Origin of the sequence: Paraflavitalea soli, from assembly GCF_003555545.1 — a bacterium.
Classification (GTDB): domain Bacteria; phylum Bacteroidota; class Bacteroidia; order Chitinophagales; family Chitinophagaceae; genus Paraflavitalea; species Paraflavitalea soli.
Genome location: NZ_CP032157.1, coordinates 5678264 through 5702917 on the forward strand (window position 1 = coordinate 5678264; position 24654 = coordinate 5702917).

Consider the following 24654-nt stretch of genomic DNA (forward strand, 5'->3'; position numbering starts at 1 on the left):
TGACGGGTTGAAAGTTGATAGGGCGCTGGCTTGTTAACCTATTAACTTATCGACTAATTAACCCTTCTCTTTATCTTTTTCGCTGGACAGGCGGGTGAGGAGGGTCTCAATTTCAGCAATGCGCTTTAATTGGATCTCCAGCTTTTTATTGTGCTCGGCTACCTGCTGGAGGTCGGTATTCAGCTCTTCGAGGTAACTTACTTTCTTCAATAGTTGCTGGCGCTGGAAGTTGGACTCGCGGAGCTTGTCTTCGGTATCGGCCAGGAGGCGGCCCAGGCGCTGGTGTTCTTCCAGCATATTGACCTGTTTCATTTTGAGTTCATCAAACTCGCGGGTGATCTTGAAATAAGCCTGTTGCAATTCCTCGTATTCAAATCCTTTGTGCTGGGGGGAAGTAGAAGATTCGATCTTATGCAAACGGTCTTGCAGCACACCAAATTCCTCGTAAGCCTTTTCCAGGCGGCCTTTCACTTCATTGCTCAGTACCTGCTGCTGACGAACCTGTTTGAGCTCTGCTTCCTTATCCATGAGCATGCGGCGGGCCTCACGCAATTGGGTACCCAGCATTTCATTGAGCTGTTGAACCTCTGTATACTTTTGTTCTGATTCTTTCAGCATTTCTACCTGCCTGAGCAAACGGCTGATATCCTGGTTGTGGGTATACAGGTTGTCCTGTGCATTTTTCAGCTGGGACATGAAATTACCTGGCCCCTGGGCGGGTTCTTCTTTTACCTCTGATTCCTTATGTTTTGATATGGCGGCTTCCAGGCGGACTATTTCTTTTTTATAGTCTTCCACTTCCATTTCGAGCAACTCTTCTTTCTCTTTTACCTCTTCGAGTTCGCGGGTAAGCTGGTCGCGGAGGTCTACTTCTTCGTAAAACTTGAGGCGCCATTCATCCAATCCGCCGATGGGTTCTTCTGCCAGAACAGCTGGTTCTGCGGTAACGGAAGGCATTATTTTTTTCTGGGTGAGGTAGAAGTGGAGGGCGAATCCCAGGATGAGGGATACCAACATGAACACGATGATCTCAACGAGACCAATAGATATTTTAGAAGCCAGTAAGATGTGTAATAGGTTCATAGCAGTTCGGAAATAATCCTTTACGCACGGGTTCTTCTGGGATACCTCAGCTTTCAATGGACTTGAACAGTGGGGGGAGAGTTGAAAAAACGCCGGGGTTAGGGACGCTTTTCCCCTGTTAAAGTACCGCGATAAAGTCACATATACAAGCCTGTGGGCCTGAATAATTTTGGCAAATTGGTTATCAGGATTTTACCAGTGTTCCAACTCGTTCGCCACAGACCACTTTGCGCAGGTTTCCGGCGGTATTCATGTCAAAAACAATGATGGGGAGGTTGTTTTCCATGCAGAGTGTGAAAGCGGTCATATCCATCACACGCAGGTTTTTGGAGATGCACTCCTGGAAGGTGATGGTCTCGTATTTTTTGGCAGTGGGGTCTTTTTCGGGGTCGGCGGTATAGATACCGTCTACGCGGGTGCCTTTCAGGATCACATCTGCTTCAATTTCAATAGCCCTGAGGGAGCCGGCGGTATCGGTGGTAAAATAGGGATTACCGGTACCGGCGCCGAAGATGACGACACGGCCTTTTTCTACGTGGCGGATGGCGCGACGGCGGATATAGGGTTCCGCGATCTGTTCCATCTTTATAGCGCTTTGGAGACGGGTATATACGCCTACTTTTTCCAGCATGGCCTGCATGGCCATTCCGTTGATGACGGTCGCCAGCATGCCCATATAGTCGCCATGAGCGCGCTCAATGCCTGTTTCTGCCTCATTCATGCCGCGGTAGATATTACCACCCCCAATTACAATGGCTACCTGTACGCCCAGGTCTACGATTTCTTTGATATCACGGGCATAGTGGTCGAGTACCGCAGGGTCCATGCCGAAGCTTTTATCCCCCATCAATGATTCTCCACTCAGTTTTAACAGGATGCGTTTGTACTTGGGCAGCATGAGCAAATAATATAAAATTAACGATGAAAACTGCCTGATACGGCAATTGTTGTGCAAAGAAAAGGGATTTGTGGATGAGAAACAAGTGGCGGAAAAGCAGGAGACAGAATTCAGAATACAGAATACAGAAGGGAAAGGCAGGAGATTAATTTAATTTCAGTAATTAAATATTAAGAGATGAACGATTTAGCAAAGAAATTTCCAGCATTGATGGATTTGGCATGGGCATAAAAAAGGGCGCTGTTGCGCCCTTTCGAATATAATATTGGTAATGAAACCTCGTGGAGAAATGATTAACCTAAAGCTACCCTTTTGAATTCGGTAATTTTCAGGCCACTGTCTACACTTTTCAGGTAATCACCTACGCTTTTGCCATTGTCTTTTACAAAAGGCTGGCTGGTGAGGGTGCTTTCTTTGAAGAAAGCGTTGAGTTTGCCTTCAGCGATCTTAGCGATCATTTCGTCGGGCTTACCGGCCATTTTAGGATCATTCTTGATCTGCTCGGTAACGATGGCTCTTTCTCTTTCTACGGTAGCAGCGGGTACATTGTCAGCATCAACGGCTACGGGGTTCATGGCAGCGATCTGCATGGCCACGTCTTTACCGGCTTCAGCGGCAGGCTTGTTGAAGCCTACGAGTACACCGATACGGTTGGCGCCGTGGATATAAGAAGCTACATACTCAGCATCGATACGCTCGAGCTTGGTGATGCCGATCTTTTCGCCGATAGAAGCGAGTTTATCATTTACCAGGTCGGCAATTTTAGCACCGCCGATGGCTACAGCATTCAGTTCGTCAATGCTCTTTACGTTGGCAGCTACAGCGGCATCCATGATGGATTGTGCAAAAGCTACGAAGTCGGCATTTTTGGATACGAAGTCGGTCTCACAGGAAACGCAAAGGGTGATACCGGTTTTGTTATCGGCGGTAGTTTTAGCCAATACAACACCTTCTTTTGCTTCGCGATCGCCACGGAGAGCAGCTACTTTAGCGCCTTTTTTGCGGAGCCAGTCGATAGCAGCTTCAAAATCGCCGTTGTTTTCTGTTAAAGCTTTGCGGCAGTCCATCATACCAGCACCAGTCATCTGGCGCAGCTTGTTAATATCAGCGGCTGTAATAGCAACAGTTGACATAAGATTAATTTGAAAATTAGATAATTTGAAAATTAGGTAATGCGTCTATGCAAAATGCTTCACAAAAACCCTGCAGCGCACGCATTTCAGTTACTAAATTATTAAACCGGAAAGGCAGATCAGTCTTCGTCCAGAATTCAGAATCCAGAATTCAGAATGGTAAAACTCGGAATTCTGGATTCGAAAATTAGATGTGGGCGCAGGAATTATCTTCCACCACCTCTTCGTTGACCACCACCGGGTACACGGCGTTTGGCCTGGTGTCCGCCAGGACCACCGGGACCGCCCTGACCACGGGGAGCACCACCTCTACCACCACGTCCGGCTTCAGATTCAGCTTCAGCCTGGATACGTGCTGCTTTCCTTTCTTTTTCGTCGTCTGTTGATTCTTCTACTTCTTCATCTTTAGCAGCCTGACGCTCGGCGAGGCCTTCAGCGATAGCAGCAGTGATGTATTGTGTAATGATCGCAATTGACTTGGTAGCATCATCGTTGGAGGGGATTGCAAAGTCAACCTTATTGGGGTCGCAATTGGTATCCACCATACCGAAGGTGAGGATGCCGAGGCGTTTTGCTTCAGCGAGGGCGATGTGCTCATGACCGATGTCGATGATGAACAGAGCGGCTGGTACACGACCGAGTTGGGAGATACCACCGAGTACTTTGTCCATTTTATCGCGGTCGCGGCCGAGTGTGAGCTTTTCCTTTTTGGTGAGGCTCTCTGCGCTTCCGTCGCCGAGCATTTTGTCGATGTTCTGCATTTTCTTCACGCTCTTACGAACGGTGTTGAAGTTGGTAAGCATACCACCTAACCAACGTTCTGTAACGTAGGGCATGTTGATCTTACGGGCGCATTCGGTAACGATTTCCTTGGCCTGTTTTTTAGTACCTACGAACATGATCTTTTTACCGCTACGAGCGATCTGCTTGAGGGCGGCAGCAGTTTCCTGCAGGTGTTCTGTAGTTTTATTGAGGTCAATGATGTGAATACCTTTCTTCTCAGCGAAGATGTAAGGCAACATCTTTGGGTTCCACTTCTTCCGCAGGTGACCAAAGTGTACACCGGCTTCCAGGAGTTGCTGTTGCAATGAAGTGTTATTTTCCATTTTATTTTTTCAGCTTTTAGCTATTAGCTGTTAGCCTTTAGCAATTTGATTGATAGTGTTTCTTATAGAAACTGAAAGCCAACAGCCAAAGACCGGCAGCTTTCAGCTTGTATATATTAACGTTTAGAGAACTGGTAGCTTCTACGGGCTTTCTTATGACCGAATTTCTTACGTTCAACAGAACGGGGGTCACGTTTCAGAACGCCTGCTGCTTTCAGTAAAGGACGGAGTTCAGCGTTGAGCTCAACCAGCGCACGGGCGATACCCAGCTTGGCGGCTTCAGCCTGTCCTTTTACACCACCACCGGCTGCATTGATCTTTACATCAAATTTGTCGAGGGATTGAACTGTTTTTAAAGGCAGTTCAACCTGGTTTTGCAGGTATACAAGAGAAAAATATTCTTTGTAGTCTTTGTCGTTGACTGTGATCTTACCGCTTCCTTTGGAAAGGAAAATCCTTGTCACAGCTTCTTTACGACGGCCTACTGCGTTTTTTTGCTTTTCCATGTAATATTTACAATTAGAAAGTTAATGGTTGAGGTTTCTGTGCAGCGTGCTCGTGCTTGTCGCCTACATACACAAATAATTTCTTATACATCTTGCGACCGAGGCGGTTTTTAGGCAACATGCCTTTAACTGCGCGCTCAACCACTAATTCGGGCCTGCGTTTCAGGAGGTCCTGTGCTGCTTCAGCCTTTTGGCCACCGGGATACCCTGAGAAGGTGAGGTATTCCTTGTCTTCCATTTTGTTACCGGTAAATTTTACCTTTTCGGCATTAATAACGATAACATAGTCTCCGCAATCAACATGTGGCGTATAATAGGTCTTGTTCTTACCACGAAGAACAGCAGCTATTTTAGCACACACGCGTCCCACGGTTTGATTGGTACCGTCCACAACATACCAGTTGTGTTTAACGGTAGCCGCATTCGCATGCTTTGTAGTGAAATGTAATTTGCTCATTTGTGTTTGTCTTTTAAAATGTTAACCTTCTTGTGGAAGGCCACCGCCAACCCGGTGGAATGAAATGGGGTGCAAAGGTATGGAGATGTAAGTCGATAAACAAAAAGAGTGGAATCTATTTTTCATCGCACCTCCGCAATGCATTGATTTTCAATAAATATTTTGCACAATAATTTAAGAGGTGGGCTGAAAGGTGCGTGGATAGCGGGTTTTAGAGGCAGGATTTAGGTGTATTGGGAGGTTTGGCGGGTTGGGGGAAGCGAAAAGACCCTATATAGATAAGGAGATTAATTTAATCGCCAGAGTGCGCCTTTTCTGCCATTTTATCAGTATCTTAGTAATGTACACAAAGACCAGATCTGTGAATACAATCTACCAGGAATATTCTTCTCATTTTCTCTTCCCAGCGCCCGCTGAACAGCAGTTTACGAAGAAAAACGCCTTTTCACTTTACTTCAAGTTTACTTCCGGTTTACTTTAAGTTTATGTTCAGTTTACTTGAAAAAGGGCTGAACTACGGCTATACCACGGCTGGAACCTTCCTATACCCCGGCTGATCCTTTCTTTTTTATCAGGTCCTATAGTCTTAATCATGTCCGCATGGCTGCCAAATTGTCGCTTAAATTCTTCTTTTTATTATCTTCAAGAACCGGCGGTCACCGATTTCCGTAGATGGGCTGGAGAGGTTATAAGCAGCCGGGTAACTATTAAAAACACATTGAATGGCCAGGCAAATAGGGGTGATCCCCATCACGGGAACGATAGACGAACTTACTTTTTATGAAACGCCCGATGACGGGGCGCTGGTGAGGAAAAAATCGAGGGTGACGGGGGAGATGGTCAAGACAGACCCCAAATACCACCAAACGATGCTGAATGCAGCTGAGTTTAAAACAGCCATACACAATGGCCGGTTACTGCGAAAGGCGTTGGCAAGGTTGTTATTTCCTATCGCTGACGGCAAGCTAAGCAGCCGGATGAACAAGGAGATGTTGAAAGTAATACAAAAAGATACAGTGAACCGCTTTGGAGAACGAATTGCCCATGGCAACCAGCTTTGTTTGCTGGAAGGTTTTCAGTTTAACCGGCACCTGACGTTAGCGGATACATTTTTGCCTTCGCCCGGAATCCATCCGGATGGAGAGAAAGGAGCAATCCAAATTGAGGTGCCAGGATTCACTCCTACAAAGGATATTAAAGTGCCAAAGTATGTGAAACATATTCAATTGATCAGCGGGGCGGTGGTTATAGATTTTGCGGATCAACGTTACACGCATGAGTTTTATGCCACTGAACGGATAGTCCACAATAAGGAAGCTATTGATGAAATTCAGTTTACTTACCGGATGAATATTCCGGCAGGTTATACTATGTTCTTAGCGTTGGGGATATTGTATTATGCGCCATTGGACAATGTACCCAAGGAAACGATCAGTAAGCGAAAACGGCGAAGGGTGAAAAAAATAGGTGGGGCAGATGACCTGGTGCCTTTTACGGGGGCTCTTTCGCTGGTAAAGGTGATAGCAGGGGAACCCAGGGAGAAGAAACGTGCATCGGACAATGACGGGTCAGCAGGTTGGGAGATGGATGGATTGGGGATTGCGTGAGGGGGAGGACACCGGAGTTCAGAATACCGTAAGATTGTTTATTCGACAAATACTTTCCTGAATGGCTCAAATTGAATACAACTTTTTTGTTGTGTTCAAAAAATGACTTATATTTGATGAGATTCCCCATTTTTGTTATTGCTTAAAAAACCTATGTCATGAAAGGATTAACGACCTGTAATTATAGCACAAGGTGTGCTATACCACAATCAAAACTTGCTTTTTATGAAGGTAGGCTTCAATACCAATGGAAATCTCCACAAGACGATCGAACTGACATTTGATGAACTTTATGAGTACTTTGGAACTAACCCAGCCAGAAAGAAGAAAATTGATACTGCTATCCTATTTTTGAAATTATTCAGTTCCTGCGGATGCACAACCGCTTATATCGGAGGAAGCTTTGCCAGTACTAAGGCAAGGCCGGCAGATATAGATTTATGTTTTGATCTAAGAAAAATAGATTATGGTAAATTAGAACAAGTATTTCCCGACTTTTTTGATCCCAATAAACTCGGGGCAATACGAAAGAATTTAGATTGCCATATTCTATTCTTTGATCAAGAAAGTACCTACCTATTTGATATGCTTAAAGCAGGCAGGGAAGGATTTCCCAAGGGACTGATCAAACTGAACTTAAAAGACATTGACAGTTATGATCAATAACGAGAAACAATATAAGATCTCAAAGAAGAAACTCAATGAGATTGTTACCGAAATAGAAAAGGTAAAAAAAGCGAGTGAACAGAATCCACTTAGAAATAAACTTATTCTGGCATCCTTACTAAATGTGAAGGAAGAACTAGAGGATGAGATATCAGAATATGAATCTCTCAAAAATTCCAACCAAGAGACTTTGGCGGAAAGAGTCATTTCAGAACTACCGAGTATTCTTACTGAATACAAAATAATATCAGGCATGACGCAAAAGGAATTCTCTGAAAAACTAGGACTGAAGGAACAGCAGCTACAACGATATGAAGCTGACAATTTTAAAGGTGTGAGCTTTAAAAACCTGCTTAAGTTCTTAGACTCCATCGGACTTGAGATAAAGATCAAAGAAACCCGCCTGAACAAGAGCCGTAAAAGAACTCCCGTTAAAAAGAAGACAAATTCGCGTTAACAATTTAACCTTTCCCGGCTTTTTGGAAAACTGTCACGCCTTCCTTAATATTACAGCATGGCTATTTACATGCTTGGCAGAAATACTTTTGGCGACCCGGCAGATGCGGGTAAGCTGATGACGATCGAAGAAGCACACCAACTATTAGAGGACTGGGTACCAAATGAACGGCTACGGCTACACATGAAGCAGGTGGCTGCTGTGATGAAAGCCTGGGCATTGGAACGGGAAGGCGCCGACGCCACCACGGCGCTGAAATGGGAGCTGGCAGGATTGCTGCACGATGCGGATTGGGAAAAGCACCCGGATGATCATTGCCGCATTATTATTGAAGAACTGGAACGCCGCCATATAGACCCGGAAGTGATCCACTGTATCGCTTCACATGGTCCCCGTTATTTTGGTGTGGAGCCGGAAAACACGATGGACAAAATGATCTATATGTTTGATGAGCTGTCGGGGTTTATTCATGCGGCAGCGCTGATACGTCCCACGCGCTACGAAGGCATGGATGTGAAAGGTATCCAGAAGAAACTGAAGACGCTCAATTTCGCAGCGCAGGTAAACCGGGATGACATTACGGATGCGCTTTCGCGGATCGATACACCGCTGGAGGAGATCATCCAGTTTATTATCGACCATCAGAAGGATGTAGTGTAAGGGAAAATCCCAAACAATAAGTTGCTCAAGCGAAAGATATGAACAGACTACTGATCGCGCTCATTATGGCCATTGTTATCGTTCTAGTACTCCCCTACCTGTATATACCTTCCAAGATACGCAAGACGATGCTGGCCATGATACCGGCCAATCAAAAAGCAGCTCAAGGATTCCTGCTGAATGACAAGCAGTGGGGAAAATGGTGGCCCGCCAGCAGCACGTCCACACGTGACAGTGTTGCGGGCACCTATTACTATAACGGGCATTCCTTCAAGGCCGGCAAAAGATACCTGTCTGGTGTAGACCTGATCACGGACTACCATACAGACAGCCTCAAAAACGTGTGGACGATCATCCCTATAGGAAAGGACTCTGTTAAGATCCTCTGGGAATATGAACTGACAACAAGCAATAACCCCATCAAAAGAATGGGCCAGCATCGGGAATCACGCCAAATACAAATAGATATGGCGGCGATCCTGCAACAACTGGCTTCTTTCCTCAGTGATGAGCAAAACACTTACGGCATCAAGGTAAACCAGGCTATGGTTACGGACACCTTACTGATCACGGCCAAAGCTACGCTAAACCATGATCCGGATGCTGCAAGTATATACGGATTGATCCATCAGTTGCATCAATACGCCAGCAAATCGGGGGCCACTGTCACCAATCCGCCCATGCTCAACAAAAGAAGAGTTGACAGTACGCATACGGAAGTAATGGTGGCATTGCCCATCAATAAGGAACTAAAATCTTCAGGGGCTATTGTTTTTAAGCGTATGGTACGCGGCAACCTTCTTACAACGGAGATACAGGGCGGCCCGGGCACGGTAAACAATGCGATCCACCAGCTGGAAAATTATTTAGTGGATCACCGGTATGAGTCGCCCGCGATGCATTTTGAATCATTGGTAACGGACAGGATACAGCAAGCAGACACCAGCAAATGGGTGACACGGATCTATTATCCGGTTTTTTGATGTCATTGATTGGGCTGCCCCGATGTGGCAGAATACACCTTTGATATACCTTGCTACAAAGCGGTAGCCCCTAAAGGGGCAGGCTACACCTTTGACGAACATTTCTCATTGGTTGGGGAATTGCAGTACCAGGGTACTGTCGTTGTTGCGGGCGAGGACGTAGGCGGGCTGGCCGGCGATGGTGATCTTCTGAATACGACGCACCTGGCCTTTGATGACCAGGCCATTTATACTTTCGGCAGCCATGGCGCCCTTCCCTTTGTTGACAAGTATGGTTCCCATATCAGCATCATAACGTCCCATCTGAATATTGTTGTCGTAGAAATTGCCGCCCAGTAATATATCGGGCAGGGAATCATTGTTGGCACTGATAATAGCCGCATCACGATACTGTGTAAGCTGTGCTTGCCAGGGCATTGATTGGAGGGTGAAGTGACTATTGCCCTGATTAATGAAGATGGCATTGGAAAAGCAATCGGCAGTAAAGAGATCTGCTTTCTTTAATTTCTCCGGGGTAAAAATTTCCTCCAGGGAGGCTTTGGCAAAATCGGCCGCATAGAGGAAACGCTTTTTCAGTATAGGTATCTGGCGCTGGAGCTCATCTTTATTGGCGAAGGGAATTTCACGCCCCTGCAGAAAGTACGTTAATACGGTTTCCTTGCGGCCATTGTCGTCAAAATCGGCGTAATACATTTTTACTGGCTCCTTTTCGGAGGCTTTCAGGCGGCTGTTGAGGCCAAGGTTGCCGGCGATTAAATCAATATCGCCATCCTGGTCAATATCGCAAGGGAGGAGAAAATTCCACCAGCCTTTCTTTTCTGTGATCCATTGGCGGGTAAATTTCCCTTTGTCGTTGATAAAGGCAGCAATGCCATTCCATTCCATGGCCAGCAACAGGTCCTGGTCGCCATCCTTGTCTATATCCAGCCACCTTGCCTGGGTTACAAATCCCGGCTGCACCAGATCGGGGGCATACTTTGCGGTAACATCTTTGAACTTGCCTGTCTTGTCATTTTCCAACAGGTAAGAGCGGGGAATATGACCATACTCGTAAGGGAAGGCCCTGCCGCCTATAAACAAGTCGACGTATCCATCCTTATTAAAATCATACGGTACTACACAGGAGACGGTCATGAAAATACCGGTAAATGCATCTGCTTTTTTACTAAGGTGGCCTGCACCATCATTGATGTAAACCCTGGGAAGCAGAAAGTCATCGTGTCCATAGTATTCATTGCCGCCGCTGGCTACCACGAGGTCCATCGATTTGTCGTTGTTCACATCCACCCAGCAGGCATCTACATCTTCCCAGGTGCTGTCATTGTCCAAAGCAGGTTGTACGGACTTCTTAAACTGACCACCGGATCTTTGCAGGAATAAGGCATTCTTCTTTCCTTTTGAAGCGCCCAGGAATACATCTTCCAGGCCATCGCCATTCATGTCTCCTACTGCCAGGGCTGGCCCTTCAGTAGAAACCATATGGGGTATGAGGGGCTCACGGTCGAATTCTACAAAGTGATTTTCTTCGTGGCGGTAGAGGAGGTTCACATTTTTCAGCACAGGTGAGCCGCCCTTGGAGGGGGACCCACCTGCGGTGATATCTGATGCCGGTAACCTATCGTTCCCGGATGTACGGGTAAGTATAGTATAATTAAACTTGGGCAGGTTGCCGGGGTATTGGATGGTAATGTGGCTGGTATCGGTCCAGTGAACGGGCTGAAAGGTGTTATCAGGCCATACGATGAACATGGAATCGACTTCGGTACTATCCAATCCAATATGGAGGGGCAGCTCCATGGATGACTGGAAGCCATGTGCAGGGAATTTCTCGTAAGTCCTAATGGCTCCATCAGCAAACACAATGGCTTTTGCACCTATTGCATTTACGTTATTGGCAGGCCCTTTCAATTGTATCGATAGAAAATGTCTGTTGTTCTTATCATTGGAGGTATTGCGGTATAATAATGCAGGCTCATCGATATTATTGACCACAATGTCGAGATCGCCATCATTGTCGAAGTCGGCATATACGGCTCCATTGGAGTACGTGGGTCTTTCGTTCTGAATTTTATTGCCTTCATCCTCAAAAGCTACATTACCTGTATTGCGAAAAAATCGGTTGGGCAATTTGATCTCCGGAAATTTGTCGATCAATGCCAGGTCTTTTTCCTGCATTTCACCGGTGCGTATTTTACGCTGGATCTCGTCATTGGAAATATAATTCACATAGTCAATATCATTGAGTCGTTTGGGAATGCCATTGGATACAAAAAGATCTTTCAGGCCATCGTTGTCGAAATCCATCCAGAGGGGCGCCCAGGACCAGTCGGTAGCATATACGCCTGCATATAATCCTACCTCACTAAACTGACCATTTCGCCTGTTGAGCTGAAGGGTATTGCGGGCATACTGGTAGTTGTACCCATGTTTGACCTTGGTATAAAATATATCATACGCGTCTTCGCCCAATGATCTTTTGAGGATATAAGGATCGGATGGCAGCATGTCCATCGAGATGATCTCGGGGTAAGCATCGTTGTTGATGTCGGCCACATCCACGCCCATGGAAAACTGGCTGGTATGCATCATGCTGTTGGTAAGCTCATCGCGAAATGTGCCATCTTTCTGGTTAATGTAGAGGTAATCGTTTTCGTGAAAGTCGTTGCCGATGTAGAGATCGGGCCATCCATCGAGGTTGATATCGGATACAGCAATGCCCAGGCCGTAACCGATCACAGAGCTATTGATGCCTGACTGACGGGTGACATTGGTAAAATGGCCTTTGTCGTTGCGGAACAGGCGATCACCAGAAAGGGAATCGTAGGTACCGGCATAGGTGTCACGTGCTGCAAAAGTGCTGTTGTACCGGAGGGAATGGTTGAGCAGGTACATGTCGAGATCGCCATCGAGGTCATAATCAAAGAAGGCAGCCTGTGTGCTGAAGCCGGAAAAGTCAAGTCCGTAGGCTTGTGCCTGTTCTTTGTATACCGGAATACCCTTATCAATGCGCTCGCAGATCAGGAGCTGGTTGTGGCTTTGGAGTGATTCATAATTGCCTACGCGGCAAATGTAGATATCGAGTAAACCATCGTTGTTGACATCTGCCACGGAAACGCCTGTACTCCAGGCGGTATCGTTGGGAATATGGGCCTGGGCAGTAGCATCCTTAAACTGCAGGTTGCCGGTATTGAGGTATAATTTATTGGGTTGCTGGTTAGCTGCGAAGAAGAGATCAATGAGACCATCGTTATTAAAATCACCTGCCCCTACTCCAGCGCCATTGTAGAAGTACATATACTTCAACATATTGATGCTGCTGGTTTGGGTGAGGGTATTGGAAAAGCTGAGGCCTGTGCGGGTATTATCCAGTACTTCGAAAAGCGGTTGGGTTGCCGGTTCACCGGAACGGCAGCCAGTCAGGAGCATAACGATGCAGGAAAAGCTGGTAATGAAAGCAGTGCAGTAGTTTGTCTTGCTCATAGCAGCAGAATCGTTTAAACAAACATAGCTAAAAATGTCTGAACCGGGATTTGAAGGATTGAGAGGAGCAGGGGTAGCCGTAAAGACAAAGGGTGAGCCGCCTTTGGAAGGCGACCCACCCTTTGAAGGCGGTGTGGTAGCAAGCGGGGGGGCTCGCCGTGTAATATGTTTAAGCGATCAAGTGCGTGAGTAGGCCATCGCGGAGCTTGGGTTCGAACCAGGTGCTTTTGGGCGGCATTACATTGCCGCTATCGGCAATATCGAATAATTGCTGGATGGTAACGGGATGCAGGCTGAAGGCAACGGCCATTTCACCACTGTTCACCCTTTTTTCCAGTTCACTTAATCCACGGATACCTCCAATAAAATCAATGCGCTTATCGGTACGCTGGTCTTTAATGCCCAGTAATTTGTCGAGTACATTGTTGGACAGGATAGAGACATCGAGTATACCTATGGGATCGGTGGTGTAAGTACCTTCTTTGGAAGTAAGCTTGTACCATTGACCTTTTAGGTACATGCCAAACTCATGCAGGTTTTCGGGAGCCAGGGGTGCTGTAATTTTTTCAACTGTAAAATCGGCGGTCAGCTTTTGCAGCAATTCGGCTTCGGTCAATCCGTTCAGGTCCTTCACTACGCGGTTATAATCCATAATATATAACTGGTTGGAAGGAAATAAGGTAGTCAGGAAGTAATTGGCTTCGGGGGTGGCTTGCTGGCCCAGGGCCTTGCGTACTTTGGCAGCTGAAGCTGCGCGGTGGTGACCATCTGCGATATAGGTGGCGGGCACTACGGTGGCGAATATATCGGTAATGGCTTTGATGGTTTGATCGCTGTTCACAACCCATATGGTATGACTGATGTTGTCATCGGCGGTGAAATTGTAAACGGGGTGGTGGGTAGTTTTCCAGTCTTCTATGAGCTTATCCAATTCGGCTACATTCCTGTAGGCGAGGAAAACGTTGCCGGTTTGTGCACCGGAAGTCTTGATATGGTTGATGCGATCCTGTTCTTTTTCAGGACGCGTGAATTCATGTTTCTTAATGATGTCCTTTTCGTAATCATCCACAGAACTGGCGGCCACGAGACCTGTCTGACTACGGCCATTCATAACGAGCTGATAAATATAGTAGCAGGGCTTTTCCTCCCGAAACAGGAAACCACGTTGTATAAAAGCTGCCAGGTTCTCTTTGGCTTTATCGTATACTGCCTGTGTGTGGATGTCGGTATTTTCGGGAAGGTCTATTTCGGACTTGGTGATATGCAGAAAGGAGTGGGCATTACCGCCTGCTTCTTCACGGGCTTCTTTGCTGTTCAATACATCGTAAGGACGGGAAGCTACCTGACTAGCCAGTTGTGGCTGGGGACGTAATGCTTTGAATGGTTGTATGGATGCCATAAAGGTTATTGTGTGTTTATCCTTTTCGTTGAGCAAAATCGTTCATAAGTGCGGTAAGGGCCTGTACGCCTTCCAAAGGCATGGCATTGTACAGGGAAGCGCGGAAACCACCAATGGTACGGTATCCTTTGACGCCTACCATGCCATTTTCTTTACACAGCGCGAGGAACTCTTTTTCCAGGGCCGCATCGTCCATCACAAAAGTAACATTCATTTTACTACGGTCTTCCACAGCTGCTGTTCCTTTGAAGATGGGGAGTTTATCGATGGTACTGTACAGTAATGCTGCTTTTTGGTCATTGATCTTCTCAATAGCGGGTACACCACCCTGCTCTTTGAGCCAGCGAAGGGTAAGCATACAAACGTATACGGCAAAAACAGGCGGAGTATTGAGCATGGATCCATTCTCAATATGATTGCGGTAATCCATCATGACGGGTAGTTTACGATCTACCTTACCCAATATATTTTTGTTAACGACTACCAGGTTTACACCAGCAGCACCTACATTTTTCTGGGCGCCTGCATAAATGAGGTCGAATTTGTTGAAATCGAGGGTGCGGCTGAGGATATCGCTGCTCATATCGGCCACGATGGGAACGCCTGTTTCATAAAACGGGTTCATGTCCTGCCACTGGGTACCATAAATGGTATTGTTGGAGGTGATATGCAGGTATTTGGCTGTTTTGGGAACAACGAGTTGTTTGGGCAGGTAGGAGTAATTGGCTTCCTTAGAACTGCCTACGACTTCAACATGACCAAACAGGCGGGCTTCCTTAATGGCTTTAGCGCCCCATATATCGGTGTCTGTATAAGCAGCTATCTCGTTCTCATTCAGCAGGTTCATAGGAACCTGGAAGAACTGGGTGGACGCACCGCCATGGAGGAAGAGTACTTCGTGATCGGCATCGAGGTGCATTAGTTCCTTTACCAGGGCAATGGCTTCATTCATAACAGCCTGGAAGGTGTCGGTACGGTGACCGAGTTCCAGTATGGAGAGGCCGGTATTGTTGAAATTGAGGATGGCCTGTGCTGCTTGTTCAAAGACTGTGCGGGGCAGAATGCTGGGGCCTGCATTGAAGTTATAGATCGCTGATTTCACTGCTCTATTGATTTCACTGATTAAAAAAGAAGGGCAAAGATAAGTTCGATTTCGGATTTGGGATTTAGAATTTAGGATGCTTTAGTTATAACTGCTTGATAAAATGCGCATTTGCTGGATGGAAGCCAGATTACAAGCCATTTCCCTGCTTTTTTGTAGACTTTAGGATCTATGCCGGTTTTAGTCGCAGTTCCGGGCGGGTGGCTGTCCTTTTTTCCATTGTTCGTTAAGGGTCTCAAATTCTTTCAGCTCCGTTTCGGAAAAGTTTTTATTAATAAGATGCTTCAGATCGGGCTGACCGGCATTTACCCAGGCTGTGTACCAATAGGAAGCTACAGCATATACGGATTGTTTCATTCTTCTTTCTACCATGTTATTGAGCCTTTGGTTATACCTGCGGCAATAATCGCGTGCATATTGTCGAACGATAACACCGTTACGATCTTCAAAAGAAAATTTCTGATCAGGTGGAAACTCCTGGGTCAAGGTACGCTCAAATAACAGTACTGTATCGGCCGCTGCTGCACTTTCCAATACCCTGTCCCATATAAAAGCACCCGGATCGGAGATATAGCTGGCTTTGCCCAGGAAGAAGTCCCATTCTTTATCGGCGAGCAATTCGGGGATCCTCGACTCCCAGAAGCCATGAATGCCTTGCTGTCCGGTGTGCTGGCCATTGTGGTTGCTGCAAGCATGCAGGGGAACGTGTGCATCGCCGATATAATGGCCTATATCTGCTGAGAGTTTTAATATCCTGGCCTGGTCTTTCTCTTTGAAAGCCTGTGTGAGCCGGTGCTGCATGGTTTGTATCCACCAGGGAACAATGCCGTACTTCATGAGGCTATCCTGTGAGTATTTTTCTACTGCTTCCTTCCATTGTCGTGGCAGGGAATCATAGGGCCAGGAACCGTAATGATCTATGTCGATGTAATGGCGGGGACCTTCGATGGTCATTGCATACCGCCGCTTGTCGGGATCGATAGCATGTTCGCTGAGAAACTGAATATGGGGCTTGTATAATACCAGCATTTCGGGTGGCAGGAGGAATACAGCCATGAAGTTGATCTTACGATGGGCATAGAAACCCCAGCAGAAGGAGTGATGGCATATGGATAGAAGAGCAGCAATGAGGATAATCTTTTTCATATGAAATTGGAATTTCGGCAATCGTGAATCGGCAATCGGCAATACGTTCGCTTCGATAACGATTGCTTCGATGGCGTTTTCCTGCTGGCTTCGATTTGAAGCAGCTCGCAGTTTTATTGAACTGCATGGTCCGGGCTGGTGGTTAGTTAGTTTTTTACCTCATGGTCATCTTCGATATGGGTGACGCCGCCGGAGATCGCGAATTTCATGGCGTCGGTAGAACTTATATCGGTTAATAAGCGTACTCGATCGCGTTTTACAAAATACAGGCGACCGGTAAAGGCATATGACTGGGGTACATAAACAGCCATATATTCCTGTAGTCCAAATTCATTGAGTTCTTCCTGGGTGATAAACCCAATTTGCCATACATCTACTGATTCCACACTAACGAGCACGGCTTTGTCGAACTTGCGTTTATTGCCGGCAAAGGCCTCAAAGAAATCTTTGATGGTACTGTATATGAGTTTAATACCGGGCGTACGTTCGAGTATTTTATCAAACAGGTCGACCAGGCGGCTAACAATAAAGGAGGAAGAGATATAGCCCACCAAAATTACAATGAGGATTACCAGTCCAAATCCCAAACCGGGAATTTTATTGGGTTGGCCCTGGCTGTCGGTGCCTATCCAATAGGGAAATACGGTTTGTATAAGGCTGGGCAAAATGCCATCCACAAAATTAAATAAGGCAGTTACGGCATATATAGTAATGGCTATGGGCGCCAGGATAATAAGCCCCTGCAAAAAATATTGAAAAAACTTTTTCAATACCTGCTTAGTCTTCATGTTGCAACAATGATTTACGGCAAAATTACAGGTGTGGGAGCAGCCTGCCTGATATTATTTTTAATAGTCTTTTTTTCTTAACATTCACGGTGTTATACAACGTTGGGCAGGTGGCGAATGTCCTGCTCAGGCCGGCGTTTCACTGCTTCAACGAACAATTGTTTGCTTAACTATTTAGTGCCAGTGGCAAAAAAAAGGGATGGAAACTTTCGTAACGAAAAAAGTTTCCCTAGTTTTACGCCCTGAATTATGATACCAGAACCAAATACGAAAATCCGGATCCGCCAGAAGGCAGATGAGCTATTTACCAAATACGGGATCCGGAGTGTAAGCATGGATGACATTGCCAATGCGTTGGGAATGAGCAAGAAGACGATCTATCAGTATTTCGTAGACAAAGATGAGCTGGTAGAGGCGGTATTGGAAGCAGATATCCATCAAATGCAAACGGATTGTGTGGCTATTGCGGTTGATGCACGCAATGCGATCGATGAAGTGTTTCTTTCTATCGACCGGGTGCTGGAGCAGTTCCGGAATATGAACCCGATGTTGATCTATGACCTGGAGAAGTTTCACGTACGTGGCTTCCAGAAGTTCATGGAGCATAAGAATAAGTTCTTATTACAGGTTATCCGCAAAAATATGGAACGGGGCCTAGCAGAAGGCTTATACCGTGATGATCTGAATGTGGAGGTGCTGGCGAAGTTCCGCCTGGAATCGATGATGCTGGCCTTCAATATTGACCTCTATCCCCCCTCTAAATATAGCCTGGCCGATGTATCGAAAGAGCTCATCGAGCATTTTGTATTTGGCCTCGCCTCTCAAAAAGGATATAAGCTGATCGTAAAATATAAAGAAGAACGTTTAAAACAAGCAAAACATGAGACCTTATCAGGTAAGACGAAGTAAAAGCCTACTGCTACTGTTCCTGACGGGCCTGGCTGTTCATTATTCGACAGCGCAGGAGACGCAACACGCATTTTCTGCACGGCAAGCCGTTGACTATGCCCTGAAGAACAGCAGCCGGGTGAAAAATGCATTGACAGATATTAAAATACAGTTACAAACGAACCGGGAAGTAACATCGGCTGCGCTGCCAAAGCTTGATGGTTTTGTTTCAGGTACGAATTACATGGACATTCCTACGCAATTGATACCCGGTGAATTCTTTCAACAACCGGGTACATATATACCTGTACAGTTTGGCACACGGTACAATGTGTTGTATGGTGTGGAACTGAAACAACTACTTTTTGACGGGCAGGTGTTTGTTGGCCTGCAGGCGCGCGATGCTTCTATTGAATATGCCAACCTGAATGTGGCGGTAACGACGGAGGTGATCAAGGCCAATGTTTATAAGATCTATTATCAGCTGGTAGTAGGTAAAAAACAGATCGAGGTCTTTGATATTAATATTGCACGGACGGAAAAGCTTTTACATGATACGCGTGAATTGTTTAAAAACGGTTTCCAGGAAAAGCTGGACATGGACAAGGTATCGGTAAACCTATCGAACCTCCGGACCGAGAAGCTAAAAATAGAGAACCGGTTAAAGACAGGCAATGTAGCGCTGAAGTACCTGATGGGCATGCCCATCAAGGAAAACCTGATCTTGACAGATACGGTGAATGAAGCGGTCATCAAAGAAGACCTGCTGAGCCCTGACAGCCTTCAATTTGAAAACAGGAAGGAGTACCAGCTGCTGAAATCTCTTGAAAAGCTAAATACTTACAATATTAAACGGTACAGAATGAGCTATCTGCCAACGGTTTCATTGACCGGCGGCTATAGTCAGAATGCACAGCGGAACAAGTTTAACTTTTTTAAAAGTGGTGAGCCCTGGTTTAAATCCACGTCTATCGGCGTGCGGATCGATGTGCCGATCTTTGACGGTTTTGCCAAGGATTCGCGTATCAAGTCGGCCCGGTTAGAACTGGAAAAGACGCAAACCAATATCGCTGACCTGAAGAACAATATAGCGAGTGAGATTGATACGGCCCGTATCAGTTTGCAGAATGCGCTGGTTACGATGGACGCTCAAAAAACGAACATGGAGCTGGCGGAACAGGTATACAATCAAACGAAGTTGAAGTATGAGCAGGGTCTGGGTTCAAACCTTGAAGTGACGAATGCAGAAGCGGACCTTAAAACGGCACAGAACAACTATTTCTCTTCGCTATATGACGCAGTAGTAGCCAAAATAGAATACCTGCGGGCAACGGGACGATTATAATTTAACCATTACAACCTAATTAATAGCATTAAAAAACGAATCATGAAAACGATGTATAGATTAAGCGCTTTGGCCCTGGTATTGGTGCTGGCTGCCTGCGGCGCATCGTCTGGCGATAATAAAAACCTGGCGGAGAAAAAAAAGGAGCTGGAAGGGTTGAAGAAAGAGCAGAAGGAGCTGAACGTTAAGATCGATTCACTGGAAGCATTGATCTCCAGGCTTGATACTTCTGCCGTGAAGGAAGAGAAGACGAAACTGGTAACACTGAGCCCATTGAAGCCGGGCAACTTTGTTCATTACATTGACCTGAAGGGAAGTATTGATGCGCAAAATATTGCGTATGTGACCCCACGTGGAGCGGGGGGCCAGGTAAAGGCTATTTATGTGAAGCAAGGGGACAATGTACGCAAAGGGCAATTGGTGATGAAACTGGATGATCCGTTGACGCAACAACAGATTGAACAGCAAAGGATAGCGCTCAACCTGGCACAAACCACGTACGAGCGCCGTAAGAATCTTTGGGATCAAAAGATCGGTACTGAGATAGAGTTGCTGAACGCGAAGGCAAATGTTGAAAGTATCCAAAAACAAATAGCGCTGTTGACAGAGCAACAAGACCTGTCGAATGTATTTGCTGAAATAAGCGGCGTAGCTGACCAGGTAAATATCAAGGTGGGTGAGTTTTTCAGTGTTCAATCGGCGACTGACCCTAACAGGCCTGCTATCCGGATCGTGAATACGAATGACCTGAAGATAGTAACGCAGGTTCCTGAAAATTACCTGGGCCGGGTAGGTGTGGGCAGTAATTTACTGGTGACGTTGCCTGAGCTGGCGAACGATACCATACGGGCACGTGTTGGTGTAGCGGGCAAGGTCATTGATCCGAATACACGTTCTTTCTATGTAGAAGCAAAAATACCAGCCGGCAAGCAACTTCGTCCCAACCAATTGGCGATGGTGCGCATACAGGATTATGCCTCTCCCAATGCTATGACGATACCGGTAGCCACTATTCAAAGTGATGAAAAAGGCAAGTTCGTGATGGTAGGTGTGCAGGAAAACAACAAGCTGGTGGCCAGGAAAAAAGCCATCGTTATTGGTGAAGCATACGGTGATAAACTGGAAGTAAAAAGTGGGTTACAACCCGGTGATCAGTTGATCACAGAAGGATTCCAGGGATTGTATGACGGGCAATATCTCACCACGGAAGTTAAATAGAGAACAGGTTAGAAAGACGGCCAAGACGATTCAACAATTCTTAAATCAATCTTATGAGTGTTCTGGAAAATATAACGGGGAAGTTTAAAAATTTCGGACCAACTACCTGGAGTATTAAAAACAAGACTTCGATCTACCTGCTGATGCTGATCGTGAGCGGGATCGGATTATTCCAGTTTGTTACGCTGCCCAAAGAGCAGTTTCCCGATATTGTGATCCCCACGATTTATGTTCAAACGATCTATGTAGGTAACTCGCCTAAAGATATTGAGAACCTGGTGACGCAGCCTATTGAAAAGCAGATCAAAGGGATCACTGGCGCCAAGATCAATAAAGTAACAAGCACTTCGGTACAGGATTATTCGGCGATCACGGTAGAATTTGGCACGGATGTAAAAACGGATATAGCGCTGCAAAAAGTAAAGGATGCGGTGGATAAGGCGAAGCCGGATCTGCCTACAGACCTTACTGAAGAACCATCAACGATGGAGGTAAGTTTTTCGGACCAGCCGATCATGTATGTGAATGTGAGTGGTAATTATGATGTGGTAAAGCTGAAGGAGTATGCGGATGACCTGCAAGACAGGTTGGAGGAGTTATCACAGATCAACCGGGTAGACCTGGTAGGCGCTCCTGAGCGGGAGTTCCAGATCAATGTAGACAATTACCGTATGCAAAGTGCAGGGGTGACATTTGACGATATTGCGAATGCGGTATCGCGTGAAAACATGGACATATCGGGCGGTATGCTGGATGTGGGTGAAACAAAAAGGAACCTGCAATTAAAGGGTCAGTTTAAAACGGCTTTTGATATTGAGAAGGTGATCATCCGGAATACGAAGGGAGCGGCTATTTACCTCAAAGACATTGCCTCGATCAAAGATACTATTAAGGACAAAGAGAGTTATGCGCGGCTGAACGGAAAGAATGTGATCACGCTGAATATCATCAAACGTGCGGGCGAGAACCTGATCGAAACTTCGGATGACATCAAGAAGGTGGTAGACGAGATGAAGGCGGATCAGTTTCCCAAAGACCTGAATGTAGTGATCACAGGGGACCTGAGCAAGGCTACACGTACCTCCTTTAATGAGTTGGTGAATACGATTGTGATCGGTTTCTTGCTGGTACTGGTCATCCTGATGTTCTTTATGGGTGTCACAAATGCGTTCTTCGTGGCCTTGTCTGTGCCACTGAGTATGTTTGTTGCCTTCATCTTCTTACCGGCAGCTGACCTGATCGTGGGATCGCATGTAACGTTGAACTTTATCGTGCTATTTGCGCTGCTGTTTGGACTGGGGATTATTGTGGATGATGCGATCGTAGTGATCGAGAATACGCACCGGATCTTTGTGCAGTCGCAAGGCAAGATCAATACGGAGCGATCGGCCATGATGGCAGCCGGAGAGGTATTTATACCAGTATTAGCCGGTACCTTAACGACGCTGGCGCCCTTCGTGCCGCTGCTTTTCTGGCCGGGCATTATTGGTAAGTTTATGATCTACCTGCCTACGATGCTGATCTTTACGTTGACAGCCTCTTTGATCGTGGCTTTCATCATGAACCCTGTATTTGCGGTAGACTTCATGAACCATCCGGAAGGGGATCATAAAAAGTCGAGGCTGGACATTTTCCGGAAACCATTTTTATGGATCGCCCTGGGGGTAGGCATCGTGCTGGATATCTCGGGCTTTACCTTCCTTGGCAATCTTTTGATCTTTATTGTACTGTTGATCCTGCTGAACCATTTTGTATTGGACCGGCTGATCCATGGTTTCCAAAACCGTGCGTTGCCCTGGATCATGGGACATTATGAAACTTTGCTGAGGTGGGCATTGAATGGATGGAAACCGGTATGGTTGTTATTGGCCACTTTCGGATTGCTGATCTTTTCGTTTATGTTCTTTGGGGCACGGAATGTGCCGGTGGTGTTTTTTCCCACTGGTGACCCGAACCAGATCTATGTATACCTGAAGTTGCCGGTAGGTACGGATGTGGATTATACGGACTCCGTGGCCAAGACATTGGAAAAGCGCGTATATAAAGTGCTGGACATGGAAAATGGTAAAGAGAACCCGGTGGTGGAGAGTGTGATCACGAATATTGCAGTGGGCGCCAGCGATCCCATGAGTGGAGACCGGAGCACCAGGCCTGAACTGGGACGTATACAGGTATCTTTTGTAGAATTTGAAAAGCGGCATGGAAAAGCGACGGCGCCTTACCTGGATGAGATCCGGAAGGTGGTAAAAGGCATTCCGGGCGCTGAGTTGTCGGTTAACCAGGAGCAGGGCGGCCCTCCTACTGAGCCACCTATCAATATTGAAATAGCGAGCGAGAATTTTGATGACCTGATCAAAACAGGGGTAGCCTTGAAAAACTACCTGGATTCGATCCAGACACCTGGTGTGGAAGAATTGAAAATGGATATTGACCTTACGAATCCTGAGATTACGCTCACGGTTGACCGGGAAAGGGCCATGATGGAAGGGGTTTCTTCGGCGCAAATAGGTATGTCTATCAGGACTGCTGTCTTTGGCCGGGAAGTATCCAAAATAAAAGATGGAGAGGATGAGTATAAGATCCAATTGCGGAATGAACAGCTTCAGCGCAAAAGCCTGGGTGACCTGATGAACATGAATATTACGTTCCAGGACATGGCATCTGGCGGCAAGCTGAAACATGTGCCGATCAGCTCGCTGGTAAAACTGGATTATACGAGTACTTTGGGAAGTGTAAAACGCAAGAATCAGAAGCGAATGATCACACTGACCTCGAATGTGCTATTGACGCAAGGCTACACGCCTACAGCCGTGAATGAAGAATTGAAAGGGCATATTGCTGACTTCAAGAAGCGGCCACCCAGTGTAACGATACGGCAAACGGGTGAAGGAGAACAACAGGCTGAGACGGGCGCCTTCCTAGGAAAAGCACTTGTGATTGCACTGTTCCTGATATTGCTGATCCTGGTGATCCAGTTCAACTCGATCAGTAAGTCGGTGATCATTTTAACGGAGATCATATTCAGTGTAATTGGCGTACTGTTTGGGTTTGGTATTACACGTATGGAGGTATCGGTGGTGATGACGGGTATTGGTATTGTGGGGCTGGCGGGTATTGTGGTAAAGAACGGTATCCTGGTGATCGAATTTGCGGATGAGTTACGCTCACGCGGTGTAAAAACGCGTGAGGCGGTCATCCAGGCGGGCAAAACGCGGATCATTCCTGTGTTGCTGACTGCTGTGGCTGCGATCCTTGGTCTGATACCGCTGGCGATTGGATTCAATATTGATTTCGTTAAGATGTTCAGTGAGCTGAATCCAAATATCTTCTTTGGTGGAGACAATGCGGTGTTCTGGAAACCATTGTCCTGGACGATCATCTTTGGTCTTGCCTTTGCCTTCTTTATGACGCTGGTAATTGTGCCGAGTATGTACCTGATCGCAGAAAGGCTGAAGCGGCCTATGCGGCGGATGTATGGTGGCAAGTGGATCTCGTTCCTGGGCATTCCGCCGCTCACCTTTGTATTTATGCCGCTGATGCTGATCACGATGATCGTACATCGCTTTGACAAGGCCAGGCGCCGTCGGAAGCTCTCTGATAAACGTGTAAATGAAGCATTTATAGGCAGCTGGTTCTAACTATAAACTGTTTGCATTATACCAGGAGGGTTTAGCGAAAATGGCTAAACCCTCTTTTTTATTGCAAGGCTTGTAATATTTCGCAGTTTTTACT

Annotated in this window: 20 protein-coding genes; 9 read left to right on the forward strand and 11 right to left on the reverse strand. The window is 46.3% G+C overall.

Annotation, left to right across the window (positions count from 1 at the left end; all coding sequences use genetic code 11):
- Nucleotides 1-57: 57 nt before the first annotated feature.
- From D3H65_RS21410 to rplM, 6 genes are all read right to left on the reverse strand, one after another.
- On the reverse strand, nt 58-1083 hold the full coding sequence (locus D3H65_RS21410; RefSeq protein ID WP_162915757.1) for a coiled-coil domain-containing protein: 1026 nt from the start codon (nt 1081-1083) through the stop codon (nt 58-60).
- Nucleotides 1084-1267: 184 nt separating this feature from the next.
- Complete coding sequence (pyrH, locus tag D3H65_RS21415; RefSeq protein WP_119052274.1) at nt 1268-1981, reverse strand: UMP kinase; 714 nt, start codon at nt 1979-1981, stop codon at nt 1268-1270.
- A gap of 293 nt (nt 1982-2274) precedes the next feature.
- Nucleotides 2275-3114 (reverse strand): translation elongation factor Ts, encoded by an 840-nt coding sequence (gene tsf, locus D3H65_RS21420; protein ID WP_119052275.1) that lies wholly within the window; start codon nt 3112-3114, stop codon nt 2275-2277.
- A gap of 206 nt (nt 3115-3320) precedes the next feature.
- A complete protein-coding gene (gene rpsB / locus D3H65_RS21425) occupies nt 3321-4220 on the reverse strand; it encodes a 30S ribosomal protein S2 (protein ID WP_119052276.1) in 900 nt (299 codons plus the stop codon).
- A gap of 116 nt (nt 4221-4336) precedes the next feature.
- Nucleotides 4337-4726 (reverse strand): 30S ribosomal protein S9, encoded by a 390-nt coding sequence (gene rpsI / locus D3H65_RS21430; protein ID WP_119052277.1) that lies wholly within the window; start codon nt 4724-4726, stop codon nt 4337-4339.
- A 13-nt stretch (nt 4727-4739) separates the two neighbouring features.
- Complete coding sequence (gene rplM, locus D3H65_RS21435) at nt 4740-5183, reverse strand: 50S ribosomal protein L13 (protein ID WP_119052278.1); 444 nt, start codon at nt 5181-5183, stop codon at nt 4740-4742.
- A gap of 722 nt (nt 5184-5905) precedes the next feature.
- Between rplM and D3H65_RS21440 the strand changes: the two genes are divergently transcribed.
- From D3H65_RS21440 to D3H65_RS21460, 5 genes are all read left to right on the forward strand, one after another.
- Nucleotides 5906-6790 carry a hypothetical protein gene (locus D3H65_RS21440; protein ID WP_119052279.1) on the forward strand — a complete coding sequence of 295 codons (885 nt, stop codon included), beginning with the start codon at nt 5906-5908 and terminating at the stop codon, nt 6788-6790.
- Nucleotides 6791-7015: 225 nt separating this feature from the next.
- Nucleotides 7016-7456, forward strand: coding sequence for a DUF6932 family protein (locus D3H65_RS21445; RefSeq protein WP_119052280.1), 441 nt, complete (start codon nt 7016-7018; stop codon nt 7454-7456).
- Entirely contained in the window at nt 7446-7913 is a 468-nt protein-coding gene (locus D3H65_RS21450) for a helix-turn-helix domain-containing protein (protein ID WP_119052281.1), read from the forward strand. The genes D3H65_RS21445 and D3H65_RS21450 overlap by 11 nt, the downstream gene beginning before the upstream one ends.
- 57 nt (nt 7914-7970) lie before the next feature.
- Nucleotides 7971-8573 (forward strand): hydrolase, encoded by a 603-nt coding sequence (locus D3H65_RS21455; protein ID WP_119052282.1) that lies wholly within the window; start codon nt 7971-7973, stop codon nt 8571-8573.
- Nucleotides 8574-8611: 38 nt separating this feature from the next.
- Complete coding sequence (locus D3H65_RS21460; protein ID WP_162915758.1) at nt 8612-9556, forward strand: hypothetical protein; 945 nt, start codon at nt 8612-8614, stop codon at nt 9554-9556.
- 105 nt (nt 9557-9661) lie between these two features.
- Here D3H65_RS21460 and D3H65_RS21465 read toward each other — a convergent pair whose 3' ends face one another.
- From D3H65_RS21465 to D3H65_RS21485, 5 genes are all read right to left on the reverse strand, one after another.
- Entirely contained in the window at nt 9662-13036 is a 3375-nt protein-coding gene (locus D3H65_RS21465; protein ID WP_245999554.1) for a VCBS repeat-containing protein, read from the reverse strand.
- Nucleotides 13037-13205: 169 nt separating this feature from the next.
- A complete protein-coding gene (locus D3H65_RS21470; RefSeq protein ID WP_119052284.1) occupies nt 13206-14435 on the reverse strand; it encodes a DUF1015 domain-containing protein in 1230 nt (409 codons plus the stop codon).
- 16 nt (nt 14436-14451) lie between these two features.
- Nucleotides 14452-15537, reverse strand: a complete 1086-nt coding sequence (gene serC / locus D3H65_RS21475; RefSeq protein WP_245999555.1) for a 3-phosphoserine/phosphohydroxythreonine transaminase — start codon at nt 15535-15537, stop codon at nt 14452-14454.
- Nucleotides 15538-15717: 180 nt separating this feature from the next.
- Nucleotides 15718-16683 (reverse strand): zinc dependent phospholipase C family protein, encoded by a 966-nt coding sequence (locus D3H65_RS21480; RefSeq protein ID WP_119052285.1) that lies wholly within the window; start codon nt 16681-16683, stop codon nt 15718-15720.
- Between the two features lie 146 nt (nt 16684-16829).
- Nucleotides 16830-17471 (reverse strand): DUF502 domain-containing protein, encoded by a 642-nt coding sequence (locus D3H65_RS21485; protein ID WP_119052286.1) that lies wholly within the window; start codon nt 17469-17471, stop codon nt 16830-16832.
- 249 nt (nt 17472-17720) lie between these two features.
- Here D3H65_RS21485 and D3H65_RS21490 point away from each other — a divergent pair, with 249 nt between their 5' ends.
- Genes D3H65_RS21490 through D3H65_RS21505 form a run of 4 tightly spaced genes read left to right on the forward strand, consistent with a single transcriptional unit; the run spans nt 17721 to nt 24560 of the window.
- Nucleotides 17721-18380 (forward strand): TetR/AcrR family transcriptional regulator, encoded by a 660-nt coding sequence (locus D3H65_RS21490; RefSeq protein ID WP_119052287.1) that lies wholly within the window; start codon nt 17721-17723, stop codon nt 18378-18380.
- Complete coding sequence (locus D3H65_RS21495; RefSeq protein WP_119052288.1) at nt 18352-19704, forward strand: TolC family protein; 1353 nt, start codon at nt 18352-18354, stop codon at nt 19702-19704. Before D3H65_RS21490 ends, D3H65_RS21495 begins: the two co-directional genes overlap by 29 nt.
- A gap of 42 nt (nt 19705-19746) precedes the next feature.
- The gene (locus tag D3H65_RS21500; protein WP_119052289.1) at nt 19747-20922 is read left to right on the forward strand and encodes an efflux RND transporter periplasmic adaptor subunit; all 1176 of its coding nucleotides are present in this window, start codon (nt 19747-19749) and stop codon (nt 20920-20922) included.
- A gap of 53 nt (nt 20923-20975) precedes the next feature.
- A complete protein-coding gene (locus tag D3H65_RS21505; protein ID WP_119052290.1) occupies nt 20976-24560 on the forward strand; it encodes an efflux RND transporter permease subunit in 3585 nt (1194 codons plus the stop codon).
- Nucleotides 24561-24654: the final 94 nt, after the last annotated feature.

Coding starts and splice junctions, on each gene's coding strand:
- D3H65_RS21410 (WP_162915757.1), bottom strand. CDS start 1,083: ATGAACCTATTACACATCTTACTGGCTTCTAAAATATCTATTGGTCTC.
- pyrH (WP_119052274.1), bottom strand. CDS start 1,981: ATGCTGCCCAAGTACAAACGCATCCTGTTAAAACTGAGTGGAGAATCA.
- tsf (WP_119052275.1), bottom strand. CDS start 3,114: ATGTCAACTGTTGCTATTACAGCCGCTGATATTAACAAGCTGCGCCAG.
- rpsB (WP_119052276.1), bottom strand. CDS start 4,220: ATGGAAAATAACACTTCATTGCAACAGCAACTCCTGGAAGCCGGTGTA.
- rpsI (WP_119052277.1), bottom strand. CDS start 4,726: ATGGAAAAGCAAAAAAACGCAGTAGGCCGTCGTAAAGAAGCTGTGACA.
- rplM (WP_119052278.1), bottom strand. CDS start 5,183: ATGAGCAAATTACATTTCACTACAAAGCATGCGAATGCGGCTACCGTT.
- D3H65_RS21440 (WP_119052279.1), top strand. CDS start 5,906: ATGGCCAGGCAAATAGGGGTGATCCCCATCACGGGAACGATAGACGAA.
- D3H65_RS21445 (WP_119052280.1), top strand. CDS start 7,016: ATGAAGGTAGGCTTCAATACCAATGGAAATCTCCACAAGACGATCGAA.
- D3H65_RS21450 (WP_119052281.1), top strand. CDS start 7,446: ATGATCAATAACGAGAAACAATATAAGATCTCAAAGAAGAAACTCAAT.
- D3H65_RS21455 (WP_119052282.1), top strand. CDS start 7,971: ATGGCTATTTACATGCTTGGCAGAAATACTTTTGGCGACCCGGCAGAT.
- D3H65_RS21460 (WP_162915758.1), top strand. CDS start 8,612: ATGAACAGACTACTGATCGCGCTCATTATGGCCATTGTTATCGTTCTA.
- D3H65_RS21465 (WP_245999554.1), bottom strand. CDS start 13,036: ATGAGCAAGACAAACTACTGCACTGCTTTCATTACCAGCTTTTCCTGC.
- D3H65_RS21470 (WP_119052284.1), bottom strand. CDS start 14,435: ATGGCATCCATACAACCATTCAAAGCATTACGTCCCCAGCCACAACTG.
- D3H65_RS21480 (WP_119052285.1), bottom strand. CDS start 16,683: ATGAAAAAGATTATCCTCATTGCTGCTCTTCTATCCATATGCCATCAC.
- D3H65_RS21485 (WP_119052286.1), bottom strand. CDS start 17,471: ATGAAGACTAAGCAGGTATTGAAAAAGTTTTTTCAATATTTTTTGCAG.
- D3H65_RS21490 (WP_119052287.1), top strand. CDS start 17,721: ATGATACCAGAACCAAATACGAAAATCCGGATCCGCCAGAAGGCAGAT.
- D3H65_RS21495 (WP_119052288.1), top strand. CDS start 18,352: ATGAGACCTTATCAGGTAAGACGAAGTAAAAGCCTACTGCTACTGTTC.
- D3H65_RS21500 (WP_119052289.1), top strand. CDS start 19,747: ATGAAAACGATGTATAGATTAAGCGCTTTGGCCCTGGTATTGGTGCTG.
- D3H65_RS21505 (WP_119052290.1), top strand. CDS start 20,976: ATGAGTGTTCTGGAAAATATAACGGGGAAGTTTAAAAATTTCGGACCA.